Source organism: Rhodococcus sp. IEGM 1372 (genome assembly GCF_030056835.1).
In the GTDB taxonomy this organism is placed as follows: Bacteria; Actinomycetota; Actinomycetes; order Mycobacteriales; family Mycobacteriaceae; genus Rhodococcoides.
This window is the reverse complement of sequence record NZ_JASHKS010000024.1, coordinates 16,077-38,892: the sequence shown is the minus strand read 5'-3', so window position 1 is coordinate 38,892 and position 22,816 is coordinate 16,077. Positions and strand designations below refer to the sequence as shown.

Annotated in this window: 17 protein-coding genes and 1 tRNA gene; 7 read left to right on the top strand and 11 right to left on the bottom strand. The window is 66.8% G+C overall.

Annotation, left to right across the window (positions count from 1 at the left end; translation table 11 throughout):
• Positions 1 to 19 precede the first annotated feature (19 nt).
• Both acpS and QM590_RS18005 read right to left on the bottom strand, forming a co-directional pair.
• Positions 20 to 412, bottom strand: a complete 393-nt coding sequence (gene acpS, locus QM590_RS18010; protein ID WP_008715184.1) for a holo-ACP synthase AcpS — start codon at positions 410 to 412, stop codon at positions 20 to 22.
• Complete coding sequence (locus QM590_RS18005) at positions 412 to 9,711, bottom strand: type I polyketide synthase (RefSeq protein ID WP_269595861.1); 9,300 nt, start codon at positions 9,709 to 9,711, stop codon at positions 412 to 414. Before QM590_RS18005 ends, acpS begins: the two co-directional genes overlap by 1 nt.
• A 435-nt stretch (positions 9,712 to 10,146) precedes the next feature.
• On the opposite strand from QM590_RS18005, the gene QM590_RS18000 reads away from it, so the two are divergent.
• Positions 10,147 to 10,878: a DUF8548 family protein gene (locus QM590_RS18000; protein WP_269595862.1), complete on the top strand. Its 732-nt coding sequence runs from the start codon at positions 10,147 to 10,149 to the stop codon at positions 10,876 to 10,878.
• Here QM590_RS18000 and QM590_RS17995 read toward each other — a convergent pair.
• Complete coding sequence (locus QM590_RS17995) at positions 10,845 to 11,636, bottom strand: TetR/AcrR family transcriptional regulator (protein WP_269595863.1); 792 nt, start codon at positions 11,634 to 11,636, stop codon at positions 10,845 to 10,847. The two genes, QM590_RS18000 and QM590_RS17995, sit on opposite strands and share 34 nt — an antisense overlap.
• A gap of 164 nt (positions 11,637 to 11,800) precedes the next feature.
• On the opposite strand from QM590_RS17995, the gene QM590_RS17990 reads away from it, so the two are divergent.
• The 4 genes from QM590_RS17990 (at position 11,801) to QM590_RS17975 (ending at position 13,445) form a co-directional block, all read left to right on the top strand.
• Positions 11,801 to 11,885 (top strand) — tRNA-Leu (locus tag QM590_RS17990).
• Between the two features lie 62 nt (positions 11,886 to 11,947).
• Positions 11,948 to 12,604, top strand: a complete 657-nt coding sequence (locus QM590_RS17985) for a maleylpyruvate isomerase family mycothiol-dependent enzyme (RefSeq protein ID WP_269595864.1) — start codon at positions 11,948 to 11,950, stop codon at positions 12,602 to 12,604.
• Positions 12,605 to 12,693: 89 nt separating this feature from the next.
• On the top strand, positions 12,694 to 13,095 hold the full coding sequence (locus QM590_RS17980; protein ID WP_188078670.1) for a transcriptional regulator: 402 nt from the start codon (positions 12,694 to 12,696) through the stop codon (positions 13,093 to 13,095).
• Complete coding sequence (locus tag QM590_RS17975; RefSeq protein ID WP_068050412.1) at positions 13,092 to 13,445, top strand: DUF3817 domain-containing protein; 354 nt, start codon at positions 13,092 to 13,094, stop codon at positions 13,443 to 13,445. Before QM590_RS17980 ends, QM590_RS17975 begins: the two co-directional genes overlap by 4 nt.
• Positions 13,446 to 13,447: 2 nt before the next feature.
• On the opposite strand, the gene QM590_RS17970 is transcribed toward QM590_RS17975, so the two are convergent.
• The 8 genes from QM590_RS17970 to clpS form a co-directional block, all read right to left on the bottom strand.
• A complete protein-coding gene (locus QM590_RS17970; RefSeq protein ID WP_269595865.1) occupies positions 13,448 to 14,251 on the bottom strand; it encodes an esterase/lipase family protein in 804 nt (267 codons plus the stop codon).
• 9 nt (positions 14,252 to 14,260) lie between these two features.
• On the bottom strand, positions 14,261 to 14,875 hold the full coding sequence (gene rdgB / locus QM590_RS17965) for an RdgB/HAM1 family non-canonical purine NTP pyrophosphatase (protein ID WP_269595866.1): 615 nt from the start codon (positions 14,873 to 14,875) through the stop codon (positions 14,261 to 14,263).
• The gene (rph, locus tag QM590_RS17960; RefSeq protein WP_269595867.1) at positions 14,868 to 15,653 is read right to left on the bottom strand and encodes a ribonuclease PH; all 786 of its coding nucleotides are present in this window, start codon (positions 15,651 to 15,653) and stop codon (positions 14,868 to 14,870) included. The genes rdgB and rph overlap by 8 nt, the downstream gene beginning before the upstream one ends.
• Before the next feature lie 21 nt (positions 15,654 to 15,674).
• Positions 15,675 to 16,433, bottom strand: a complete 759-nt coding sequence (locus tag QM590_RS17955; RefSeq protein ID WP_188078671.1) for a cyclic nucleotide-degrading phosphodiesterase — start codon at positions 16,431 to 16,433, stop codon at positions 15,675 to 15,677.
• A 112-nt stretch (positions 16,434 to 16,545) separates the two neighbouring features.
• The gene (locus tag QM590_RS17950; protein WP_269595868.1) at positions 16,546 to 17,175 is read right to left on the bottom strand and encodes a rhomboid family intramembrane serine protease; all 630 of its coding nucleotides are present in this window, start codon (positions 17,173 to 17,175) and stop codon (positions 16,546 to 16,548) included.
• A 59-nt stretch (positions 17,176 to 17,234) separates the two neighbouring features.
• Positions 17,235 to 18,320 (bottom strand): P1 family peptidase, encoded by a 1,086-nt coding sequence (locus tag QM590_RS17945; protein ID WP_269595869.1) that lies wholly within the window; start codon positions 18,318 to 18,320, stop codon positions 17,235 to 17,237.
• Between the two features lie 9 nt (positions 18,321 to 18,329).
• On the bottom strand, positions 18,330 to 18,899 hold the full coding sequence (gene aosR, locus QM590_RS17940) for an oxidative stress transcriptional regulator AosR (RefSeq protein WP_269595870.1): 570 nt from the start codon (positions 18,897 to 18,899) through the stop codon (positions 18,330 to 18,332).
• A gap of 44 nt (positions 18,900 to 18,943) precedes the next feature.
• A complete protein-coding gene (clpS, locus tag QM590_RS17935; RefSeq protein ID WP_269595871.1) occupies positions 18,944 to 19,303 on the bottom strand; it encodes an ATP-dependent Clp protease adapter ClpS in 360 nt (119 codons plus the stop codon).
• 58 nt (positions 19,304 to 19,361) lie between these two features.
• On the opposite strand from clpS, the gene QM590_RS17930 reads away from it, so the two are divergent.
• Positions 19,362 to 20,711: a nicotinate phosphoribosyltransferase gene (locus QM590_RS17930; protein WP_269595872.1), complete on the top strand. Its 1,350-nt coding sequence runs from the start codon at positions 19,362 to 19,364 to the stop codon at positions 20,709 to 20,711.
• A 50-nt stretch (positions 20,712 to 20,761) separates the two neighbouring features.
• On the top strand, positions 20,762 to 22,810 hold the full coding sequence (locus tag QM590_RS17925) for an ATP-dependent DNA helicase (RefSeq protein WP_269595873.1): 2,049 nt from the start codon (positions 20,762 to 20,764) through the stop codon (positions 22,808 to 22,810).
• The last annotated feature ends 6 nt before the right edge of the window (positions 22,811 to 22,816 follow it).

Here is a 22,816-nt window from a genome sequence, read left to right as displayed (position 1 = left end):
ACTCGTTCTCGGAGCGAATTCACTCCTCCAGAATCGCCACCGCGGCGGCGATGTCGCCGTCATGTGTCAGCGACAGATGAATCTTCACCGTCGGCAGGAACTCCTGTGCCATCCCGTGCAACTTGATCGACGGCCGACCCCACGCATCGTTGACGACCTCGATCAACGGATACGGGTTGTCACCGATCTGCGGCGGACGCGCGAATCGCGATGTCGCCCAGGCCTTCAGCACCGCTTCCTTGGCGGCCCACCGAGCCGCGTAGTGGCGGGTCGGGTCGGAACTCTTCGTTGCGGCATGACGCCGCTCGCCCGCGGTGAAGCTGTCGCGGATCATCGTCGTGCCGACCTTCTCCATCTGCTCGGCGAAGTCGGACACCGTCACCAGGTCGAAACCCACTCCCAGGATCGCCATCAGATGGCACCCGGCAGACCGGAGGAGTAGACATCGTCCGCGCCGAGGCGAGCGGACTCGTTGAGCAACACGTTTGCCTCCAGTTCGCGTGACGCCTTGGCCGGCGTCCCGTCATGTCCGAGCCGTCGATCGTCGGGCCGCTCGTAGAGGGAGTCTCCTCCCACCATCGCGGAGATCAGCCTGCGCTGACCGGCGATGCGACGCTCGTTCGCCTTCGCGATGTACTGCGCACGTCGGTCCGCCGGAACGGCCTCGAGGAACGCCTGCGGGTGCACCAGAGCGATGAGTCCGGACACGTGGCCGAATCCGAGCGAGGTGAGCAGACCTGCCTTGAGCGGTACCGAGTCACCGAAGCGCAACGGCTCCCGTGCCCACACCAGATGCTCGAAGCCGGTCATCTTGTCGTCGACGCAATCGAGGCTGCGGTTCGGCGGAATGACACCGTTGGCCAGCACCTGGCACAGGCCGATCAGCTGCCAGGCAGCCGCTCCACCCTTCGAGTGTCCGGTGAGGCTCTTCTGCGAGACGACGAACAGCGGAGCGCCGTCCGAACGGCCGATGGCCTTGGCGAGGCGAGTGTGCAGTTCCGCCTCGTTCGGGTCGTTGGCTGCGGTGGAGGTGTCGTGCTTGGAGATCACGGCCACGTCGTCTGCACTGACGCCCAGTGCGTTCAGCGAGAGCGCGAGCGCCGAATCCTTTCCTCCGCGACCGGCACTGAGCGCGCCGAGTCCCGGAGCCGGGATGGACGTGTGCACTCCGTCGCCGTACGACTGTGCGTAGGCCACCACTCCGAGGACCGGCAGGCCCATCTCGAGTGCCAGGTCTCCGCGAGCGAGCAGAATCGTTCCGCCGCCGTGGGATTCGACGAATCCACCGCGCCTGCGGTCGTTGGCCCGCGAGAACCGTCGATCGCTGATGCCCTTGGCGGTCATCGCTGCCGAGTCCGCGGTGGCCGACATGTCGCCGAAGCCGATGATGCCCTCGGTGCTCAGGTCGTCGAAGCCGCCGGCGACCACGAGCTGCGCCTTGCCCAGCTTGATCTTGTCGACGCCTTCTTCGACGGAGACGGCCGCGGTGGCACAGGCGGCGACGGGGTGAACCATCGCGCCGTAGCTACCGATGTACGACTGAACCACATGCGCAGCAACGACGTTCGGCAGAGCTTCCTGCAGGATGTCGTTCGCACGAGCGTCGCCGAGCAAGGTGTCGATGTACAGCGAGCGCATCGATTCCATGCCGCCCATGCCGGTGCCCTGCGTGTTGGCGACCAGCGTGGGGTGCACCCAGCGCATCAGTTCCGACGGGTTGAAGCCCGAGGAGATGAACGCGTCGACCGTGGTGACGATGTTCCACAGTGCCACTCGGTCGACCGAGCTGGCCATGTCGGGCGAGATGCCCCACTTGGTGGGATCGAATCCGGTGGGAATCTGTCCACCCACGGTGCGGGTGAGCTTCATCTTGCGCGGAACGCGAATCTCGGTGCCCGCCTTGCGGGTGACCTGCCAGTCGCTCGAATCCGGAACCGGTGTGATCAGCGTGTGCTCGGGGTCCGCTGCTGCGAACGACCGGGCGTCGATCTCGGTTCCGACCACGAACGTGAGGTCGTTGTCGAGGAAGATCGAGGTCATCAGCGGGGCGGTGTTGCCGACCATCGCGCCGTCGTCGCCGTAGGTACGGATACCGCACTTCTCGACCACCATGTCGTGATACTTGTCGGCGATGTCCTCCTCCGGCACCAGGTCACCGGACTCGATGTCGTACCAACCCGGCTTGGGATCGTTCTCCCAGGCGATGAGGCCGGTGTTCCATGCGAGTTCGAGAACGCCTGCGGCAGAGAGCTGCTCGTCGACCTCCATCTCGAAGCGGGTACGTGCCGAACCGTACGGTCCGAGCTCGCCCGCGCCGACGATGACGACCAGGTCCTTCGGGTCGACGTCCAGTGTCGGCCAGGCCGGAGCCGTGGTCGACGTGGACAGCCGCGGCGGTGCGGGCAGCGCCGCGATGACCGAGTTGTCCTCTGCCTCTTCGGTCTTCTCGGCAGCGGCCGCAGCTGCATCCCGAGCGAGCTCGACGAGGTTGAGCTTGGTGTTGGCCAAGCCGCCCGTGAGATCGACGACGATCGGCTCCTGCGCAGCCTGACGGCGAGCGGTAGGTGTGCACAGTTCGAGCAGTTCGGTCGCCATCTCGTCGGTGGACCAGGTGCGAACGCCTTCGGCCTCGACGGCCTCGACGATCGGATCGTTGCCACCCATCAGGCCGGTGCCGCGCACCCACCCGATGTGAGCGTGGGCGATGGACACCCGCTCGGCCCAGTTCTTCTCCGAGCCCCACTTGGCGACGACTGCGTCGAGTGCGGCCTTCGATTCGCCGTAGGCACCGTCGCCACCGAACATTCCGCGGTTCGGCGATCCCGGCAGCACCACGTGCAGGTGAGTGTCGATGTCGGTGTCGTAACCGACCTTCGACAGTCCGGTGATCAGACGCTCGACCGACCAGAGCAGCACGCGCATTTCCATCTCGGCGCGAGCTCCGGCGTCGGACATCTCGCCCATGACCCGAGGCGCTGCGAACGGGAACAGCATCGTCGGTGTCGTTGCGGCCTTGACGAGAGTCTTTGCGCCACCGGCAGTGTCGATGTAGTCACTGCCGATCCACTCGATGAGTGCATCGACGTCGGTGTACGACGCGATGTTGGCCGGAACCACCCAGAGCGACGCTCCGCTGCGTGCGCTGTCGCGGTAGAGGCTGCGGTAGAAGCCGAGTCGCTCGTCGTCGAGCCTGGAGGTGGTGACGAAGACCGTCGCTCCCCCGGCCAGCAGCTTGGCCGTCACCGCAGCTGCGATGGAGCCCTTGCTGCCGCCGGTGACCACTGCGACCTCGTCGGCCCATGGGCCCTTGTCCTCGGATGCGACCGCGATGTCCGCGATGCGTCCGAAGGTTTCGGCCAGCACTGCCTTGTTCTCGTAGTCGGCCTTGGCCTTCCACCACTGTGCTTGAGCTGCAACGGCATTGCCGGCACCGGCGAAGGACTCGACGGCGACGTCGCCTGCGGTACCGAGCCACAACCGGGCCAGGTCCTCACGGGCGGTGGCCCAGCGGTCGTCGATCAGGACGGCGCGCTTGGCGTCGAACGCCGGCGCGACGAGGCGAGGCCAGTCGGATCCCAACTCGGCCGAGACCAGCTCGACCAGAGCGGCGTCGGGATCCTCGGCCAGCAGTGCGTTGGGCGCATCGGCCAGTCCGAGCTGTTCGAGCACCAACCGGGCTGCGGAGGCGAGGACGCCGTCGCGGCCGGTGATGTGCTCGGTGAACTCACCGAGAGCAGCAGCGTCGACGGTTCCGCCGGCTCCGCCCCCTGCCTGCGGCATCGAGACTGCGACGCCGCGGCGTGCGGCCACCGCGGCCACGGCCGCGTCGATGACGTTGTCGACTGCGTTGCCGTCGGCGAGAGCGCCGTCGGCCAGGCCACCGAGTGCGCCACCACGAACCGAGGCACCGTCACGGGTACCGAGGGCGACCTCGGCGGTGACGTGGTGCGCCCAGCCGTCGCCCAGTTCCCAGGTCTTCTTGACGCGATCGGCGATCGAGGCCGGGCGTCGACCCGAGGGGCCGAAGACCTTGCGGAGATGGTCGTTGATGGAGTCGCTGAGCACCGGACCGAACGGCTTGTACGTACGAGCCAGCTTGTTCACCGTGCCCGAGAGCGCACCCATGTCGGCATCGGCTGCACCGTCGATGGCACCGAGCGAGAGCTCGGAACCGAGGTCGACGAGCAGCTGATTACGACGCGAGGACACACCGTCGCACAGAGCCTCGATGGTGTCGGCAGGCCCGATCTGATCGAGCTGCAGCTTGGTCCACAGACCGATGAGGATCTTGGTCGCATCGGCGGCGACGAACGCGATGTCGTCCGGACGAGGTCCGCCGGACGGTGCTGATGCCGGAGCGGGAGCTGCGGCCGGAGCTGCAGCTGCCGCCGGAGCAGCGGCCTCCACGGGTGTCGACTCTTCCTCGTCGGCCGGAGCCGGGTCGGTGTCGGTGCCGTAGATGATCGCAGCCTCGCGCTCGAGGTTGAGTACCTCGACCGGGTGGCCGAAGCGGCCCGGGAGCTTGAGGGTCTGCGACGCGAGGTTCGCCACGGTCGGGGTTGCCCCCAGGCCGATCTCGACGAAGCGCTCGACGCCCATGCCGCCGTCGGACTCGTCTGCGAACAACAGGTCCTGGGTCTCGATCCAGCGCACCGGGCTGGCGAACTGCCATGCCAGCAGCTCGGTCAGGATCACCCGGCACAGAGCACTCGGCCGTGCGGCCCACGAATCGAACTCTGTGAGAACGGTGTTCAGCGGCTCGGACGGAACCAGATCGGCGATCTCCTGAACGAACTCGCGATTCAGCGAGAACGGCTTGGGCACCAGGTTCGGGATGTAGCGTCCCACCAGGATCGCCGGATCGATCTGCTCGGGGAGCAGAGTCTCGAGGCGGTTGCGGAAGTCGTCGACTCCGCCGCGCAGCACCGTGGAGTGGAACGGCACGTCGATGCCGGGAACCATGATGTAGGCGGCCTTGCCACCGAACTCCGCTCGGCGGATCGCGATCTTCTTCTCCAGCTCGCCGAGGCCGGCAACCGTGCCTGCGATGGCGTACTGCGAACCGCGCAGGTTGAGGTTGACGATCTCGAGGAACTCACCGGATTCTTCTGCGACACCGGCGACGAAGCCCTGCACGTCCTGATCGGCCAAGCCGATCTGCGACGGGCGGATCGCTGCCATGCGGTAGTCGCTGCGGCCGCTGGCATCACGCGGAACCAGCGCGTGCATGGCCGAACCACGCTGGAAGACGACCTCGAGGACGGCTTCGAGCGGGAGCACACCGGCAACGGCTGCGAGAGCGTTGTACTCACCGACGGAGTGGCCCGCGAGAATCGAGTTCTCCACGAACGCACCGGATTCACGCAGTTCGGCAACCTGTGCGACGCCGAGAACGGCCATCGCAACCTGGGTGAACTGGGTCAGGTGCAGCACACCGTCGGGGTGCTTGTGGGTGACGCCACGCGCCTTGAGCGAAGTCGGATTGTCGCGCACGACAGCGAGAATGGAGAAGCCCAGCGCGCTGCGGGTGTGCTTGTCGGCACGCTCCCACACCTCACGTGCGGCCTTCGAGCGAGACCGAGCGTCCAGGCCCATGCCCGCCCGCTGGATGCCCTGGCCCGGGAACGCGTAGACGGTCTTCGGCGGTGCGGTGCGAGCGGTGGCGACCATGACCAGTTCGCCTGCGACACGGCAGGAGACCTCGATCAGTTCGGCACCCTGGTCGAATCCGGTGCGGTCGACGCGAACATCGATCTCCGCTCCGGGTCGAACCATGCCGAGGAAGCGTGCGGTCCATGCGGTGAGGCGACGCGGCGGAGTCTTGGTGTCCGCGTGGTCGACTGCGGTGACCGTCTGCTGGGCGGCGGCCGAGAGCCACATGCCGTGCACGATCGGGCTGCCGAGGCCGGCGAGCAGCGCCGCGGCGTCCGAGGTGTGAATGGGGTTGTGATCGCCCGAGACCTGAGCGAACGCGGCCATGTTGCGCGGGGCCACGATGGTGGCCTGACGGCGACGACGACGCGGGGTGTCCTTGGCGTCGGCGCTCACCGAGCCGCCGGCGCGAGCCGGATCGGTCAGCTCTCCCTTGCCGGTGCGTCCACGAATCGCGAAGCGCTCCACCAGCGTTGCGACGGCGGGAGCATCGAGGCCCTCGCCGAGCGTGGCACCGATCTCGACGGTGACCTCGACGACGCGGCCGAGGTCGGTGTCGAGCACCTCTCCGGCCGCAGCCTTGACCACGAGAATCGAGGTGTCGGTGGGCAATTCGCCGACCAGGTTGACGCTGTGATCGAGGTGCACCAGGTCGAGCATGCCTTCGATGACGTCGATGCCCTCGGCGTTGCGGGTGGCACCCAGCACCGCGAAGACGGCGGGCCAGCAGGCTCCGACCAGAACGTCGGGAACGGCCTTGCCGCTGACGGTCAGCGAGTCCGGCAGTCCGGATCCGGTGACGCCTGCGTGGTCGGCGATCAGATCGGGGATCCATGCGATGTTCAGTCGAGCGACGCCGCCCTTGACAGCCGGAAGATCCTGGCCTGCAGCAACTCCGAGCAGAGCCGACATGGCCTGCTGAGCGTCCTGCGCGGTGACGACGGGAGCGCCGCCGTCGATCGTGGAGGCCGGAACCGTCAGGCGGATGCGTACTTCCTTGCCCGGGGCGAGCGGAACCAGCAGCTCCACGTGCTCGGAATCGAGCACGGTCAGCGTCGAGCCGGTCTGCGGGTGCGCCGCGACCGTCTCGGATTCCACGGTCCAGTCGGCCGGATCACCCAGGCGTGCAACGGGATTCTGCGTCATCCGCGAGGCCCAGGTGACGTCGGGAGCAGCAAGCACGATGCCGAGCAGTCCGGGTGCGATCTCGGCGTGGCGACGGCTCGCGATGGCCGTGGGCTCGACGCCCTCGGCGAGAAGCTGATCCGCGGTGGCCTTCTCGAAGCGATCGAGCAGCTCGCCCACGGGCTCGTCGACGCGAGTGATGCCCGCGACGGCGACGGTACCGGGGATGATGCAGACCTGATCGGCCGAGTAACGAGCGTCGTGTGCCTGCCACAGCGAGTCACTGCGCCACCAGCGGCGCACGTCGCCGTCGACGACGGGGACGAAGTTGACCGGCTTGCCGGGCATGCGGCACAGCGAGGTGAAGAAGGTGATGTCGGCCGGGTGCAGAACCACGTCGGCGGCGTCCGGGAACTGTGCGAGCAGCGACTTCAGAGCTGCACGCGGGCGTTCGAGAACCTCGGCATCGGCGAACAAGGTGGGGATGGGTCCGCGATCGACGGGGTGCAGCCGAGCCTCGGCGCGCTGCAGCATCTCCAGGAAGCGGGTACGCCAGGTGACGTCGAGCCACACCGACTCGCTTGCCTCGGACACGGCATCGGTGAACTCGCCGCCGCAATCGAAGTCGCTGCGCGAGTCGGTTCCGATGGCCAGATCGAGGTAGCGAACGAGCCACTGCTGGTACGTCATCTCGGCGACGTCACCGAAGAAGGGCTTGGCGGTGCCGTCGAGTGCGGCGATGATCTCGTCGCGACGCTCGGCCACGGCGTCGGCGTTGCCTGCGACCTCGTCGAGCAGTCGGCCGCACCGCGATGCCGCATTGTCGATCTCGTGGATGTCGGCACCGAGCTGGCTACGGCCCGAGGCCATTCCGCCGTTCGCGGTGCCGGCACCGACCCAGTCGGGGGTTCCGGGTGTGTCGACCAGAAGCTGCTTGACCTCGGGAGCCGTCGTGGCCTCCAGGGTTGCCATCGCGGCAGTGCCGACGAGGATGCCGTCGAGCGGCATCTTCGGGTAGCCGTGCACAGCCGACCAGGTTCCGGTGAGGTACTCCGCTGCCCGCTCGGGTGTGCCGATGCCGCCGCCGACACAGACGACGAGGTTGGGCCGTGACCGCAGTTCCGCGTAGGTGGTCAGCAGCAGGTCGTCGAGGTCCTCCCACGAGTGGTGTCCGCCTGCGCGGCCACCCTCGATGTGGACGTTGACCTGGTACGAGGGAACCTCGTTGGCGATACGGATGACGGCGCGAATCTGCGCGACGGTGCCGGGCTTGAACGAGACGTAGCTGATGCCGGCCTCGGACAGCTCTTCGATGAGGGCCACTGCCTCTTCGAGTTCCGGGATGCCTGCGGTGACGACGACGCCGTCGATGGCCGCACCCGCTGCGCGAGCGCGCTGCACGATGCGGCGTCCGCCGAGCTGCAGCTTCCACAGGTACGGATCGAGGAAGAGCGAGTTGAACTGGATCGCGCGGCCGGGCTCGAGAAGTGTGGAGAGCTCGGCGACACGATCGGTGAAGATGTCCTCGGTGACCTGGCCGCCACCGGCGAGCTCGGCCCAGTGGCCTGCATTGGCAGCTGCGGCAACGATTTTGGCGTCGACCGTCGTCGGCGTCATGCCGGCGAGCAGGATCGGCGAACGTCCGGTCATCTTGGTGAACGAGGTCTCGACGACGACGCGGCCGTCGGGCAACGTGACCGGAGTGGGGGCGTAGGCGGACCATGCGGGCTGGACCTCGGGAGCAGCTCCCGGAGTGAGCAGGTTGCGGTGGCCACCGCGCGAGGACGCGGCGATGATGCCAACGCCCTGTCCACGCAACGCCGGAGTGGTCATGCGGGTGAGCAGGTCGCCCGGACCGAGATCGAGAATCCAGTCGGCACCGGCGTCGACGACACCGTCGATGGCGTCGACCCAATCCACGGAGTCGACGAGGATCTTCTGTGCGAGCTCACGTGCGAGGTCGACGTCGAGCCCACAACGCTGCGCCCAGGCGCTGACGAGTTCGACTGCATCTGCCAGGGCGGGGTGATGGAAGCCGATCTCGACGGGAAGCTGCTCGAAGACCGGGGCGAACACGGCACCGCCACGCTTCTTGGCGTCGCGGTCACGCTCTTCCTCGGCAGCGATCTGCTCGCACTTCTCCTGCACGCGAGCCAGCTGGGCCGGCGGTCCCGAGAGTACGACGCGACGACGGCCGTTGCGGATGGCCAGAGCTGCGGATCGCTCCGGCGCTCCGTCGATCGCAAGTTCGGCGATGATCGCCTGCAGTCGTGCGGGTTCGACGTTGGCAACCGAGACCATCGGCGCGCGGTCTCCGGCACCGATGATGCCGCGGCGGCGGCCGACGAGACCTGCGGCAGCACCCACGAGCTGGGCGATAGCCAGGAAGTTCGCATCCTGTGCGCCGTCGGCTGCGACCGATTCGGCGGCGATGAGTCCCTGCGAGTGTCCCACGACCTTGACGGGCGGAGTCTGGGCCGGATCGAGCCCCTGCAACTTCAACGCACGCAGTGCTGCGACCTGGGTGAGAAACACTCCGGGAAGCGAGACGGCAGCGGAGGTCAGAGCCGCCTCGGACGGTCCGTACGAGCCGACGGTGTCGTCGTCGGCGAGGTCCTGTTCGAGCATCCAACCGATCGGGTCGAAGCCGACCGAGCGCACGACCAGCAGCTCGTCTGCCACGGGCGCGAGAGTGACTGCTGCCTCGTTGACGAGATCGGTCAGTTCGGGTTCGAGCGCGGAGTCGCGAGCCAATTCCTCGAGGGAGCTGAGCCACGGTGCGCCCTGGCCGCCGAAGGCCAACGCGTACGGCTCGCCCGCGGCGAAACGATCTGCCAGAGTCCGAGAGCCGCCATTGCTTCTAGGGGATTTGTCTGCGTTGCCGGTGCTTCGCGAGCCTCGTCCGTGTGATGGTGTGCTCTCGTTGATCGTCAAGGCTGAAGATTCCTCTCGTGGACGCCTCGGGGGTCGGGGCGTTCGCTGTGATGACTGCCCCATGGCGTCGTGGGCTACAGGGTCGAAGCGGTGAGCCGGTCTTCGTCGACAGGTCTCCTCCGCGCTGCTCAAGGTTGACACAAAATCATGAGGAAATCCTCAGGTTTGCTCGGACGTCCGAGTGCTACCAGCGAGTACGTCACTCGAAGCGGCTTTACCTTTTGTTTACCCGACTCGTCGGTAACCCGTATCCACGCTGGCGAGAGCGTCGAGCGGGACGCCAGAACATGAGGAAAGCCTCGCATTTTTCGTTATCTTTTCGTGATGTGATCTCGAGCACAGATGAACAGCTCCCAACCTTGTCGGTGCGGTCCTCTAACTTGTGCGGACGAGCCGCTCGCCGGGAGAGCGGTCGACGAAATCCGGGGGGAATTCATGTATTCATCGGTAACGGATATCTGCACCGAGGACGAGCTCGACGCGATGCTTGTCCACATCGAATCGCATGCGCCGCAATCCCGTTCGCCACACTGGACACCGGGGTGGCGGGGCGAGAGCGAGGTGGCGTTGCTGGATGCGATCTTCTCGGCGCGCGCTCCCTACGGCGGCCCTACGAGCGGGGTCCGTGCGGTCGTCCAACGATGGAGATCGCATCGCGGCGATAACCGACTCGACGACTTGACAACCCTCGCCGAACTGACCAACAGTCCGGATCTACTCGTGGAGATTCTCTCCAACCGTCAACTGGTTCCGGGAAACAGTCGAACCAAGGGTGCTGCCGCTGCCGTGGCTGCTCGGACGTTGATCTCGGTGGGCCTGAGTCGTTCGAGCGACTTCGTGCAGCACACCGAGCACCAATTCGAGGCGTTCTGCGCGATTCCCGGGCTCGGCGAGACCACCTGGGAGTGCATGCTCATGCATCTGGGAGTGCGCACCGACAAGGCGACCGAACATCTGAACTCGTTCGTCACCGACGCGCTCGAACCGCTCCACCAGAACCTGTCCGTCGGCATTGCCGAGGATCGCGCGTCCGTGATCCTTGCAACGACCGCGGACGCACTGAGCACCGAACTCGCCTCACTCGAGCACGCAATCTGGCGATATCAACACAAGTTACGTAGGCCGAAGAAGCGTCACTCCGAGGCGGCACTTCGACCGACGGGCTGACTTCGCGAGATCATCGCCTCCACACCGTCGAGAATGCACTCCAACCCGAACCGGTAGGCGTGCACGGGGTCGCTGGCGGCGTCGTACGACGTCGCCGCGGCCGTCCCGACCCGAGACGACACCGGAAAGCGCTCGCGGTCCATCACCCGTTCGAGGATCGGCGCGGTAGCCGCCCACCACTGGGCGTCGGACATGCCCGACTGCTCCTTGACACGGGTCACGCCGGCCAGGGCTCGCGCGGTACCGGAGACGTGAGTGAGAACCAGAGTGAGAACGGAGTCGATCTCGACGTCGCCCAGGCCGATGCCTTCGAGAGGGCGCAACTCGGCCTCGTACTTGTCGTTGGTGTGCGGACCGAGCACGGGCCGTGCCCCCTCCGCCTCGAGAAGCCACGAATGTTGTTGATACAGAGACCAATTGCGCTCGGCAACGAAGCGCATCGCGGGACGCCATCCGCCGGCGACGGAGGCCGGCTCGTCGACGTGCGAGTAGAGACCCGCAAGCGCTCGATCGATCATCAGATCGGCCAGCTCTTCCCGGCCCGGCACATGTGTGTACAGCGACATCGCGCCGACACCGAGATGCTGTGCCACGTTCCGCATCGACACCGACTCCAGACCGTTCGTGTCGGCCAGTTCGATGGCGGCATCGACGATCGCATCCACGCTCAGTCCGGTCCGGCTCGGCTTGGCACCGACTCGCCACAGGAGCCCGAGTGTCCGGGCCGGGTCGAAGGGGACGTCCTTTTTCGATGCCACTCGGCGAGTGTAGCGACACCGTACGGTGTACACCGCATGACGTGTGCCCACCGATTGTCCAGATGCCTACCTGCACAGGTGAGCATCCCACCAATTCGTGGGCACACAGTCGAACAGACCGCGCCACTGACAACAACCATCCGGGTTGTAGACTTCACCGGCACGCGCGAGTGGCGGAATTGGCAGACGCGCTGGATTTAGGTTCCAGTGTCTCAGGACGTGGGGGTTCAAGTCCCCCCTCGCGCACCACGGTCGTTCGGCCCGGCTTTTCTCGAGACTTCTGCAAGTTCCGACGTGTGAAGGCGGTTCGAATGCCCGAGGAATCGAACGACACGATCTTCGCCGAGATCGCAGACGAGAGACGTTCTCTCGCAAGAACTCTCGAGACTCTCACCCCCGAACAATGGGACGCCCAATCGCTGTGCGAGGCCTGGACCGTCCGAGACGTCGCCGCCCATCTGGTGGTGCCACTGATCGTCCCGCTCTGGCAGTTCGGACTCGTCATGGTGCGCACCCGAGGCAACTTCGACCGAGCCAATCAACTGATGACCACGCGCGTTCGTCGCGAGCACGAAGACGAATTGCCCGCCTTGCTCACCGCTCATGCCGACAAGAAATTCACCCCGCCGGGCCACGGTCCGCTGGCCCCCTTGTCCGACGTCATCGTGCACGGATTGGACCTGTGCACGCCGCTGGGAATCGAACACCACGTTCCCGACCATCGCATGATCACGATGCTCGACTTCCTGGTGCCCGCGAGCGGTGCCGCACCGTTCAAGGGCCCCGAGCTTCGACTGCAGTGGCGCGCGACCGATCTGGATTGGAGCCGCGGCGAGGGCCCGGTCATCGAAGGATCGGCCGGCACCCTGGCACTGGTTCTGACCGGACGCAGCAGCGCCCTGGCGGACGTGACCGGGCCCGGTGCCGAGCAACTCGCCCAGGCACGGGCCAACCGTCGTCGGGCGTGAGCCGAACTCGAACCGTCCATGGTGAGAATCACCACCGGGCCGCAGCACGCGACTACCTGCAGTAGTAGTACCTCCGGTACCGTCGAGGGGTGACTTCATCCCGCCCGAACCGTCGGCCAGCACTGATCGCGCTGGTCATCGTGTCCGCGGCGGTATGCCTGGGCCTCGGCTGGTGGCAGTGGGAGCGCTTCGAGGCAGTGGGCGGTAACGGCCAGAACCTCGGATATGCCTTTCAATGGCCTCTGTTCGCAGTGTTCGTGGTCTACGCATACCGCAAGTTCGTCCGCCTCGAAGACGAGGACCCGGACGAGGCGGCAGCAGCGCGACCCGACGGACCCACAGAGGTGCCCCTCGACCTGCTCCCCCAGCGCAGCGCGCCTGCGGCAGACGCCCGCGACCTCGACGATCCCGAGGCGCGGCAACTACTCGAATACAACAGCTACCTCGCGGAGCTGAACGAATCCCGCGGGACCGACAGGAGCACCACGTGAGTTCGGCACCGGAGAAGACGCAGGCGTCTGCGAACAAGACTCAGAAGATCGCGTCCGCGTTGCTGCGCTACCGCGTTCTTGCGTACGCCACGGGAATCTGGCTGCTCGTTCTCGTGACCGAGATGGTCGCCAAGTACATTTTCAAGGTCGAGAACGTGCCCAATTGGATTGCCGTCGTACACGGTTGGGTCTATCTCGTGTATCTCGTGCTCACCGTCGATCTGGCGATCAAGGTGCGGTGGCCTGCCGCCCGCACCATCGGCACACTGTTGGCCGGGACCATCCCGTTCCTGTCGTTCTACGTCGAGCACAAGCGCACCAAGCAGGTCAAAGCCGACTTCGGCGTCTGACATCAGCAGTTGATCGGCTCTGCGTTCTCCGGATCCAATGCGTTCTGCACCAGCCGCTGAGCAAGCGGATCGTACGAGATTCCGGTGTGCTCGACGGTGTTGGCCGGGCACACGTCCTGCAACACCACATTCGTGTTTCCCGCGCCGCTGAGCAGCGAGGCAGTGTACGGAACGACGATCTGGTCGTAACGGGTGACGATCGTCGTGTATTCGATGCCCGAGACGGTGTCGCTGCCCTCGTTCAGTCGCTCGAGCACGTCGTCCTGCACCGGCGGGCCCGCCGTCGGGTAGTTCGGCGGGGACAACGCCACGATGCGCGCCACCGTTCGGTCTCCACCGAGGAAGCGCGCGTAGTAGCGCGGCACCGTGCCACCCTTCGAGTGGCCGACGATCGACACCTTCTGCGCACCCGTTGCCTCGAGCACGGAATCGACGAACGTCGACAGTTCCGCGGCACTCTCCGGGATGGGCTCGAGCGCACCGAACGCCCGAACCGGCCCGGTGTTGCCGTAGTCGATCGCAAACACGCAGGATCCGGCGTCGGCCAGCTTCGGCGACAGCGACGCCCAGTTGTCGTACGAGTTCTCCAGGAAGCCGTGCACCAGCACCACCGGCTCCGGGTGTTGCGCGCTCGGGACACACGAGAAGTCGTTCGAGCCCGGAGGAGTCACGCCCGGGTGCGCGATCGAGTACGCGAGGGCCTCGGCGAACGATCCCGCGGCAGGTGCCGCGGAGGCCGGGGCACCCGCCAGGCACAGCGCAGCGGCGGCGAACACAACCGACGTCCGCGTCAGAACGGTTCGCATCGCCACGAGCTACCGCCCCGTCAGTTCTTCGAGCGCCGGAACGAGCTTGCGTAGTGCATGACCGCGATGTGAGGCGGCGTCCTTCTCGTCCGGGCTCAGTTGCGCGGCACTGCGGCCGTCGCCCTCGGGCACGAAAATGGGGTCGTAGCCGAAGCCGTTCTCCCCCAACGGCTCTCGGCCCACCACTCCGCGCCATTCACCGCGGACCACCGTCTCGGTGCCGCCGGGAATCACCAGCGCACACGCCGAGACGAATGCGGCTCCGCGACGCTCGTCGGGGGTGTCCGTCAACTGCGCCAGCACCAGTGCGGTGTTGGCCTCGTCCTGCCCGTGCGCACCGGACCAGCGAGCCGAGAGCACCCCTGGCATGGCGTTCAGGGCATCGATTTCGATTCCGGAATCGTCTGCCACACATGGCAATCCGGTGGCCGCCGCTCCGTCACGCGCCTTGGCGAGTGCATTCTCCTCGAAGGTCGCTCCGGTCTCGGGGGCCTCCGGGAACGGCGGGACCTCGTCGAGGCCGACCAGTTCGATTCCGGCCACTCCGGCGGCGTCGAGCACCCGCCGGAGTTCGCGCAACTTCTTCGCGTTTCGGCTCGCTACCAGCAGCTCGGTGTCAGCCACCGAACTTCTTCTTCGATTCCGCGGCCGCAGGCTCGGGCAGATCGCCCGGGTACGGCAACGCCAATGCTTCCTTCTGCACCTCGAACAACTTCTCGATGCCGACGAATGCGGAGTCGAGCAGCTTGTCGAGTGTGGTTCGGGGGAAGGTCGCACCCTCTCCGGTTCCCTGGATCTCCACCAGCGTGCCGGTGTCGGTGGCGACGACGTTCATGTCGACCTCGGCGCGCGAATCTTCCTCGTAGGGCAGATCGAGGCGCACTCGGCCGTCGACGACGCCGACACTGACTGCGGCGATCATGCACGAGATGGGCTGCGGATCGGCCAGTCGTCCCGCTGCTCGCAGGTAGGTGACGGCGTCGTTGAGAGCCACGAACGCTCCGGTGACAGCTGCAGTTCTGGTGCCGCCGTCGGCCTGCAGTACGTCGCAGTCGAGGGCGATAGTGTTCTCGCCGATGGCGGCCAAATCGATGCAGGCACGCAGTGAACGCCCGACCAAGCGGGAAATTTCCTGGGTACGCCCGCCGACCTTGCCCTTGACGGACTCACGGCCGTTGCGAGTGTGCGTCGCGGCCGGGAGCATCGCGTACTCGGCGGTGAGCCAACCGAGGCCGGATCCCTTCCGCCAGCGCGGCACGCCCTCCTCGACGCTGGCCGTGCACATCACCCTGGTGGCGCCGAACTCGACCAGCACCGACCCTGCCGGGTGGCTGGTGAAGCCGCGGGTGATCTTGATGTTGCGGAGCTCGTCGTCCGCCCTGCCGTCTTCTCGTCTGGACACGACTCGAAGCCTAGCGCGTCCTCAGACGGTGAAGACGTCCCCTGGGAGAACGGCGTGCACCGGTCCACTGAACTCCGCTTTGGCCTCGGCGATGACGTCCTCACGGGACGTCCACGGCGGAATATGGGTGAGCAGCAGCTCCCCCACCCCGGCCTCACGAGCGATGCGGCCGGCCTCGGTTCCGGACAGGTGCACGCCCTCGGGCCGCTCCGGACTGTCGGTCCACGACGCCTCGCACAGGAACATGTCGGCCCCGTGCGCCAGGTCCCGGACGGCCTGACACATTCCGGTGTCTCCGCTGTAGGCGAAGGTGCGGCCTTGCGCCGTGGTGACGCGCATGCCGTACGACTCGGGGGGATGGAACACCTGCCGAGCGAGAATCGACAACTTGCCGAACTCCACGGTGCGTCCGTCCACCCAGCGACGCAGGTCGATGGTGTCGGACATGTCGTCGATCTGCCCGCCGCACTCGGCCGAGGCGACTCCGAGCCGGAACGCCGTGTCCTTGGGTCCGTAGACGATCGCTCGTCCCTCCGGCGGGCTGGGATGGTAGCGACGCCACACCAGCAGTCCGGGAACGTCGAGGCAGTGATCGGCGTGCAGATGCGAGAGCAGAACGCTCACATCTCCGGGATCGGCGTAGCGCTGCAACGCCCCGAGGATGCCGGGACCGAAGTCGAGGACGACCGGCGCGGTCTCCTCTTCTTCCAACAAGTAGCCCGACGCGGGTGAATCGGGTCCGGACACACTGCCCGAACATCCCAGGACGGTAATTCGCATGAAAGCCATGCTGCCACGCCGAGCGCATCACTCGAAACGTTCGGGCAGTATTCACAGCGCGAGTCGGCGAAATTCACCACCGACCACGGGTGTGTCTGCAGTTACCTCGAACCTACGAAGTGGGCCGATCGAGCGATTTCACGCGTGCCCGCTCGGCTCGCGCGTCGGCGGACAGCAGTCGAGCGGCAACCACTCCGCCGACCGCGCCGAACAGATGCCCCTGCCATGAGACGTTGGGCTCGCTCGGCAGCACGCCCCACAGTGCGCTGCCGTACAGCACGAACACCACGACTCCGATCGCGAGTTGACCGAGCTTGCGGGTGAAGAAGCCACGCACCAACAGATATGCGATGAAACCGAAGATCAGGATCGACGCGCCGATCGTGTTCGTGTAGGAACCGGCAGTCAGCCAGGTGCCGAACCCGCCGACCACCCAGATGATCCCGGTGGCAGCCAGACCACGCGTCAAACCGGAGAGCAACACCAGAAATCCGAGTACGACTATCGGCACGGTGTTCGCGATCAGATGCTGCCAGTCGTCGTGCAGCACGGGCGCGAACAGAATGCCCCACAAACCCTCGACCGAGCGGGCCTGTATCCCGTTGCGTTCGAGCCTCGACCCGCTGGCCACATCGATGAACTCGATGACCCACAGCAACACGGTGAATGCTCCCACCAGAATGGCGGCCTGCATCCAGACCGGCCGCGCACGCTCGGCGGGACGGTTACTGATATCGCTCATGATCGCCTCCGGAACAGTTCCCTCCACGGTACCGGGCAGAGGTATCGCGCGAGCTGAGCTCAGGCCCCCGATCCACCGAACGCGGACGTGAAGATCTGGCGATACGTGGGGATGCCGGCCACCGAGGTGGCGTCGAGCAGGGCCGCGACGATGGCTCGCTCGACGACGATCGCCGCGGCCTCGGTGACCGCGGCCAGCACCGGGAGTTCCGCGGAGAACGCGGCGGGCACCGAGGACTCCGCGGTGACGGGTCTGGTGCCGGTCGACACGGCGAAGATCGTGTCGCCGTCGAGCGGCGAGTGTGCCGGTCGCACGGCCCTCGCCAACCCGTCGTGACCGGCGACGGCAATCCGCTTGCACGACGCGGACGACAACGCTGCATCGGTGGCGACAACACCGATCGTGGTGTTGAGCGCAGTGCCCTTCGGTTCGAGGGCGAGCGCGGACCACAGCTGGTTCACGTCGGGCTTGCGCATCCCGAACGCCGCGGGTCCGAGCGTGCCGACGCCCCACAGCAGGCCGGTGCGCGGGTCGAACACCGCGCCCACCGGATTGGCGACCATCAGCGCCGCGACGGTGACCCCGTCCGCCGGACCGCCCGCGATCACCGTGCTCGCGGTACCGACACCGCCCTTGAGAACTCCGGCGCGGGCACCGACACCGGCCCCGACCGATCCCGTCGCGAAATCGGTTGCCGCTGCGGCCGCGGCGAGATAGCCGAATTCCGCCGTCGGCCGTGAAGCCCAGTCGCCGACCGGAAGATCGAAGATGACCGCGGCGGGGACGATCGGTACGACGTGATCGGGACTGCCCATCGGGATGCCCTGACCGTGCTCTTCGAGCCACCGCATGACACCGTCGGCCGCGGCGAGCCCGTAGGCACTGCCCGCGGTCAACAGGATCGCGTTGACGTGCTGCACGGAGTGGCTCGGATCGAGCAGATCGGTCTCGCGAGTCCCCGGCCCGCCGCCGCGAACATCGACGGCCGCCGTCGCACCACCCAGCGCACGCACCACGGTGCAGCCGGTGGCCGAACCGGAGCCCATCGCGGCGTCGTCGTCGAGTTCGTGATGATGACCGACCAGCAGACCGGCCACGTCGGTCAGGGAGTCCCGCGGTCCGGGAGTCTGGAATGCAGCGGTCACGCGTGCGTCCTAGGGGATGAGGACCTGTACGAGTGAATCCTGCATCCAGGTCAGCCAGTGGTAGACGTCGAGATGTGGAGCGCGAGGATCACCCTCGTCGAGAACGTCGGGTGTGTCCGCGCTGATCCCCAGCGTCGTGCCGAGCGCCAGCCTCACGTCGTTGAGGCCGGTCAGCCAAGCATCCGCTTGCTCCTGGGTCAGCACGATCTTGCCACCGGACTCGGGAAGCGTGGCCAGGATCATCGATCCGGCAGCCAACTTCTCGTCGATGATCTCGGGCTCGTGCAGTCCGCGCAGGGCACCGTTGAGGTCGGTCGGGTCCTCGTCGTCGCGGCCGGGGTCGGCGCGGTGGAAGTCGGGCAACAGCCGCGCCAGTGCGGCGTCCTCGGGCGGACTGTTGTGCCCGGTGCGCAGACCGGTCAGCGCTGCGAGTTCGTCGGTGGGGGCAGCGGCGGAACGGTCGCGCAGCAATCCGAGAACCGAGCCGACAAGCGAACGGAGTACGGCGGCCTCACGAGCATCGATCTCGGACTTGATCTTGACCCCGGACAGCGAATTCCGTCTCGTCCACGTGCGCACTGTTGCTGATGTCCTTCTCTGATGAAGAGGTGATGAGCGGTTGACTACTTGTCCTGCTGCATGGTGGCCCACAGACCCGCCGCGTGCAGCCGTCGAACATCGTTCTCCATCGCGTCGCGCTCGCCGCTCGACACCACGGCCTTGCCTTCGGAGTGCACCTGCATCATCAGCTCGGTCGCCTTGGCCTTGCTGTAGCCGAAGAGCTTCTGGAAGACGTAAGTGACGTAGTGCATCAGGTTGACCGGGTCGTCCCACACGATGGTGACCCAGGGGGTGTCGTGAGATTCGTCGGCCGCAACGGCCTCGGTCTGGGCCGGGACCGCTTGCGGTGACGCAGCGACGACCTCACGTGCCGAGAACCCGTCCACGGGCAGAAGCGAGCCGTCCACCGTCAACCAAGGCATGCCCAACAGGGTACGGCGTGTCGGGCCAGCGTCCCACGCTCGCCCCTTCGCTCGTAGTGTGGGCGAGGTGAGCAACGACGCGACCACAGATCACGCGAATCACAGCGACGGTGCCAGCACCGCGCTGCTGACCGATCAGTACGAATACACGATGCTCTCGGCCGCTCTGGCCAGCGGCTACGCCGATCGCATCTGCAGCTTCGAGGTCTTCGCGCGCAGGTTGCCCGGTGGCCGTCGATACGGAGTTCTCGCCGGCACCGGACGCATTCTCGACGCGATCGCGCGCTTCCGATTCGGGCCGGACGAGTTGCGGATCGTCGCCGAATTCCTCGACGCCGACACCGTCGAGTGGTTACGCAACTACCGGTTCACCGGCGACATCGACGGCTATCGCGAGGGTGAGCTGTACTTCCCCGGCTCCCCTGTTCTGACCGTCCGCGGCACCTTCGCCGAGTGCGTGGTCCTCGAGACCGTTGTGCTCTCGATCCTCAATCACGACAGCGCCATCGCGTCCGCTGCAGCGCGGATGGTGGCGGCAGCGAAGTCCCGTCCGATCATCGAGATGGGTTCGCGTCGAACCCATGAGGAAGCCGCTGTCGCCGCATCACGGGCGGCATATCTCGCCGGGTTCACCGCGACGTCCAATCTCGAAGCCGTCCGACGCCACGGCGTCCCCGGCGCGGGCACGTCGGCGCACGCCTTCACTCTGCTGCACACCACTGCCGACGGCCCGGACGAACGGTCCGCATTCGCGGCTCAGGTGCGCGCGCTCGGTATGGGCACCACCCTGCTCGTCGACACCTACGACATCACCCAGGGCGTTGCCAACGCCATCGAGGTGGCCGGGCCCGAACTCGGCGGTGTGCGCATCGACTCCGGCGACCTGGGTGTGCTCGCGCGGCAGGTGCGCGACCAACTCGACGCCCTGGGTGCGCCGAAGACCAAGATCGTCGTCTCGGGTGACCTCGACGAATACGCCATCGCGGCATTGCGAGCCGAGCCGGTCGACTCCTACGGCGTCGGCACGTCGCTGGTCACCGGATCCGGTGCCCCGACGGCCGGCATGGTCTACAAACTCGTCACCGTCGACGGCATTCCCGTCGCCAAGCGCAGCAGTCACAAGGAGTCGCGCGGTGGCACCAAGGCGGCGCTGCGTACCGCGCGCCGGACCGGCACCGCAGTCGAGGAGATCGTGTACCCGTTCGACGCTCCCCCGACCGTCGAGAGCGATCTGACGGCGGAGACGTTGACCACGCCGTTGGTTCGCGGCGGCGAACGAGTCGCCGACCTTCCGACGCTCGCCGACGGCCGCGACCTGCTCGCCAGGCGCCTCGTCAGCCTCCCGTGGGAGGGCCTGAAGCTGTCCCAGGGCGAACCGGCGATACCCACCCGCTTCGTCGAGGGGTGACAGCGGTGTCGGTACCGAACCGGGTGGGCGATCGGCAGTAGTCTGCTTCGGTGCCGTCGAAGACCGAGTTGCCAACCGTTCCCGCTCTCCTGCAGGTCGCGGTGCACTCGCTCGGCGGCAAGGAACGCAGCAATCAGCTGACGATGGCCTCGGCGGTGGCGCACTCGATCGACACCGGGGAGCATCTCGCGGTGCAGGCGGGAACCGGAACCGGTAAGTCCCTCGCCTACCTCGTCCCCAGCATCAGGCACGCGGTGGAATCGGGCAAGACCGTCGTCGTCTCCACGGCCACCATCGCGCTGCAGCGGCAGCTGGTCGACCGCGATCTCCCCCGCCTGTCCGACGCCCTGGCCGAGGCCGTCGGCCGTCGCCCCAAGTTCGCAATCCTCAAGGGCCGCAACAACTATCTGTGCATGAACAAGATCCATACCGGTGCCGCGCAAGAGGCACCGGATGCGGAACTGTTCGACCCGTTCGCGGTCTCACGCATGGGCCGCGAGGTGGTACGGCTGACCAAGTGGTCGTCCGAAACCGAGACCGGCGACCGCGACGACGTCGTGCCCGGAGTCAGCGATCAGGCCTGGCGTCAGGTCAGCGTCACCGCGCGTGAATGCCTGGGCAAATCCCGCTGCCCCGTCGGCGAGGACTGCTTCGCCGAGCGCGCCCGCACCGAGGCCGCCCAGGTCGACGTAGTGGTGACCAACCACGCCCTGCTCGCGATCGACGCGATCACCGGAATTCAGATCCTGCCCGAGCACGACGTCGTGGTCGTCGACGAGGCCCACGAACTGGTCGACCGAGTGACCGGCGTGGCCACCGAGGAACTGTCGGCCGCCACCGTCACCGCCGCGGCGCGTCGTAGCGCGAAGCTCATCGAGGAGGAGACGGTCGACCAGCTCGAAGGAGCTGCCGAGAACTGGGCCGCGATCCTGGACGAGCTGCCTGCGAGCCGGTGGCAATCCCTACCCGACGGCGTCGGCCCCGCGCTCGCCTCCATTCGCGACGCGGCCTGGGCGGTCCGCACCGCGATCGGTCCCAACAAGCAGGGCATGGCCACCAGTGACCCCGAGGCCGCCGCGGCTCGCAGCGCCGCACTCGTGGCGGTCGACGAGGTTCACGACAGCGCGGTCCGTGTTCTCACGGCATTCGACGAACCCGATCCGGCCAAACGCAAGGACGTCGTCTGGCATGCCGTCGACGATTTCCGCGGCAACGTCAAACGCACCGTCCGCATCGCCCCGCTGTCGGTGGGCGGGCTGCTGCGAGCGCGCCTGTTCGCCGAGTCCACCGTGGTCCTCACCTCCGCGACCTTGACCGTCGGCGGATCGTTCGACGGGTTGGCTGTCAACTGGGGCCTGCCTGCGGAGAAACCGTCGCGCAGTGACACCGCGATGGCGTCGGGTGTGGAACCGCCGTCCGATACCGGGTCGATCAGGTGGAATTCGCTCGACGTCGGGTCGCCGTTCGACCACGCTCGGGCCGGGATCATGTACATCGCCAAGCATCTGTCGCCGCCCGGACGCGACGGCCTCTCCAAGTCCTACCTCGACGAGATCGAGTCGCTGGTCAGCGCCGCCGGTGGCCGCACACTCGGACTTTTCTCGTCCATGCGCGCCGCCAAGGCCGCCGCCGAGGAGATGCGGGAGCGCCTCGACACGCCGATCCTGTGCCAGGGCGACGACTCCACCGGTGCCCTGGTGCAGAAGTTCGCCGACGACGAGGCCACCTCCCTGTTCGGGACACTGTCACTGTGGCAGGGCGTCGACGTCCCGGGCCCGTCGCTGAGCCTGGTGATCCTGGACCGCATTCCGTTCCCGCGGCCCGACGATCCGCTGCTGGTGGCCAGGCAGCAGGCCGTCGAATCACGTGGCGGCAACGGCTTTCTCGCGGTCGCCGCCAACCATGCAGCCCTGCTGCTGGCGCAGGGCGTCGGTCGACTGCTCCGTAGCGTCGACGACAAAGGTGTTGTCGCCGTTCTCGATTCGCGCCTCGCGACCGCCCGCTACGGCGGCTACCTACGTGCCTCGCTGCCGCCGTTCTGGGAGACCTCGGACCCGGAGGTGGTCCGCAAAGCCCTCACTCGCTTGGCCGGAAAGTAGCTGCCC

Excerpts from the sequence above, each read along its gene's own strand:
- acpS (WP_008715184.1), bottom strand. The coding sequence starts at position 412 with ATGGCGATCCTGGGAGTGGGTTTCGACCTGGTGACGGTGTCCGACTTC.
- QM590_RS18000 (WP_269595862.1), top strand. The coding sequence starts at position 10,147 with ATGTATTCATCGGTAACGGATATCTGCACCGAGGACGAGCTCGACGCG.
- QM590_RS17985 (WP_269595864.1), top strand. The coding sequence starts at position 11,948 with ATGCCCGAGGAATCGAACGACACGATCTTCGCCGAGATCGCAGACGAG.
- QM590_RS17970 (WP_269595865.1), bottom strand. The coding sequence starts at position 14,251 with ATGCGAACCGTTCTGACGCGGACGTCGGTTGTGTTCGCCGCCGCTGCG.
- QM590_RS17955 (WP_188078671.1), bottom strand. The coding sequence starts at position 16,433 with ATGCGAATTACCGTCCTGGGATGTTCGGGCAGTGTGTCCGGACCCGAT.
- QM590_RS17950 (WP_269595868.1), bottom strand. The coding sequence starts at position 17,175 with ATGAGCGATATCAGTAACCGTCCCGCCGAGCGTGCGCGGCCGGTCTGG.
- clpS (WP_269595871.1), bottom strand. The coding sequence starts at position 19,303 with ATGCCTTGGTTGACGGTGGACGGCTCGCTTCTGCCCGTGGACGGGTTC.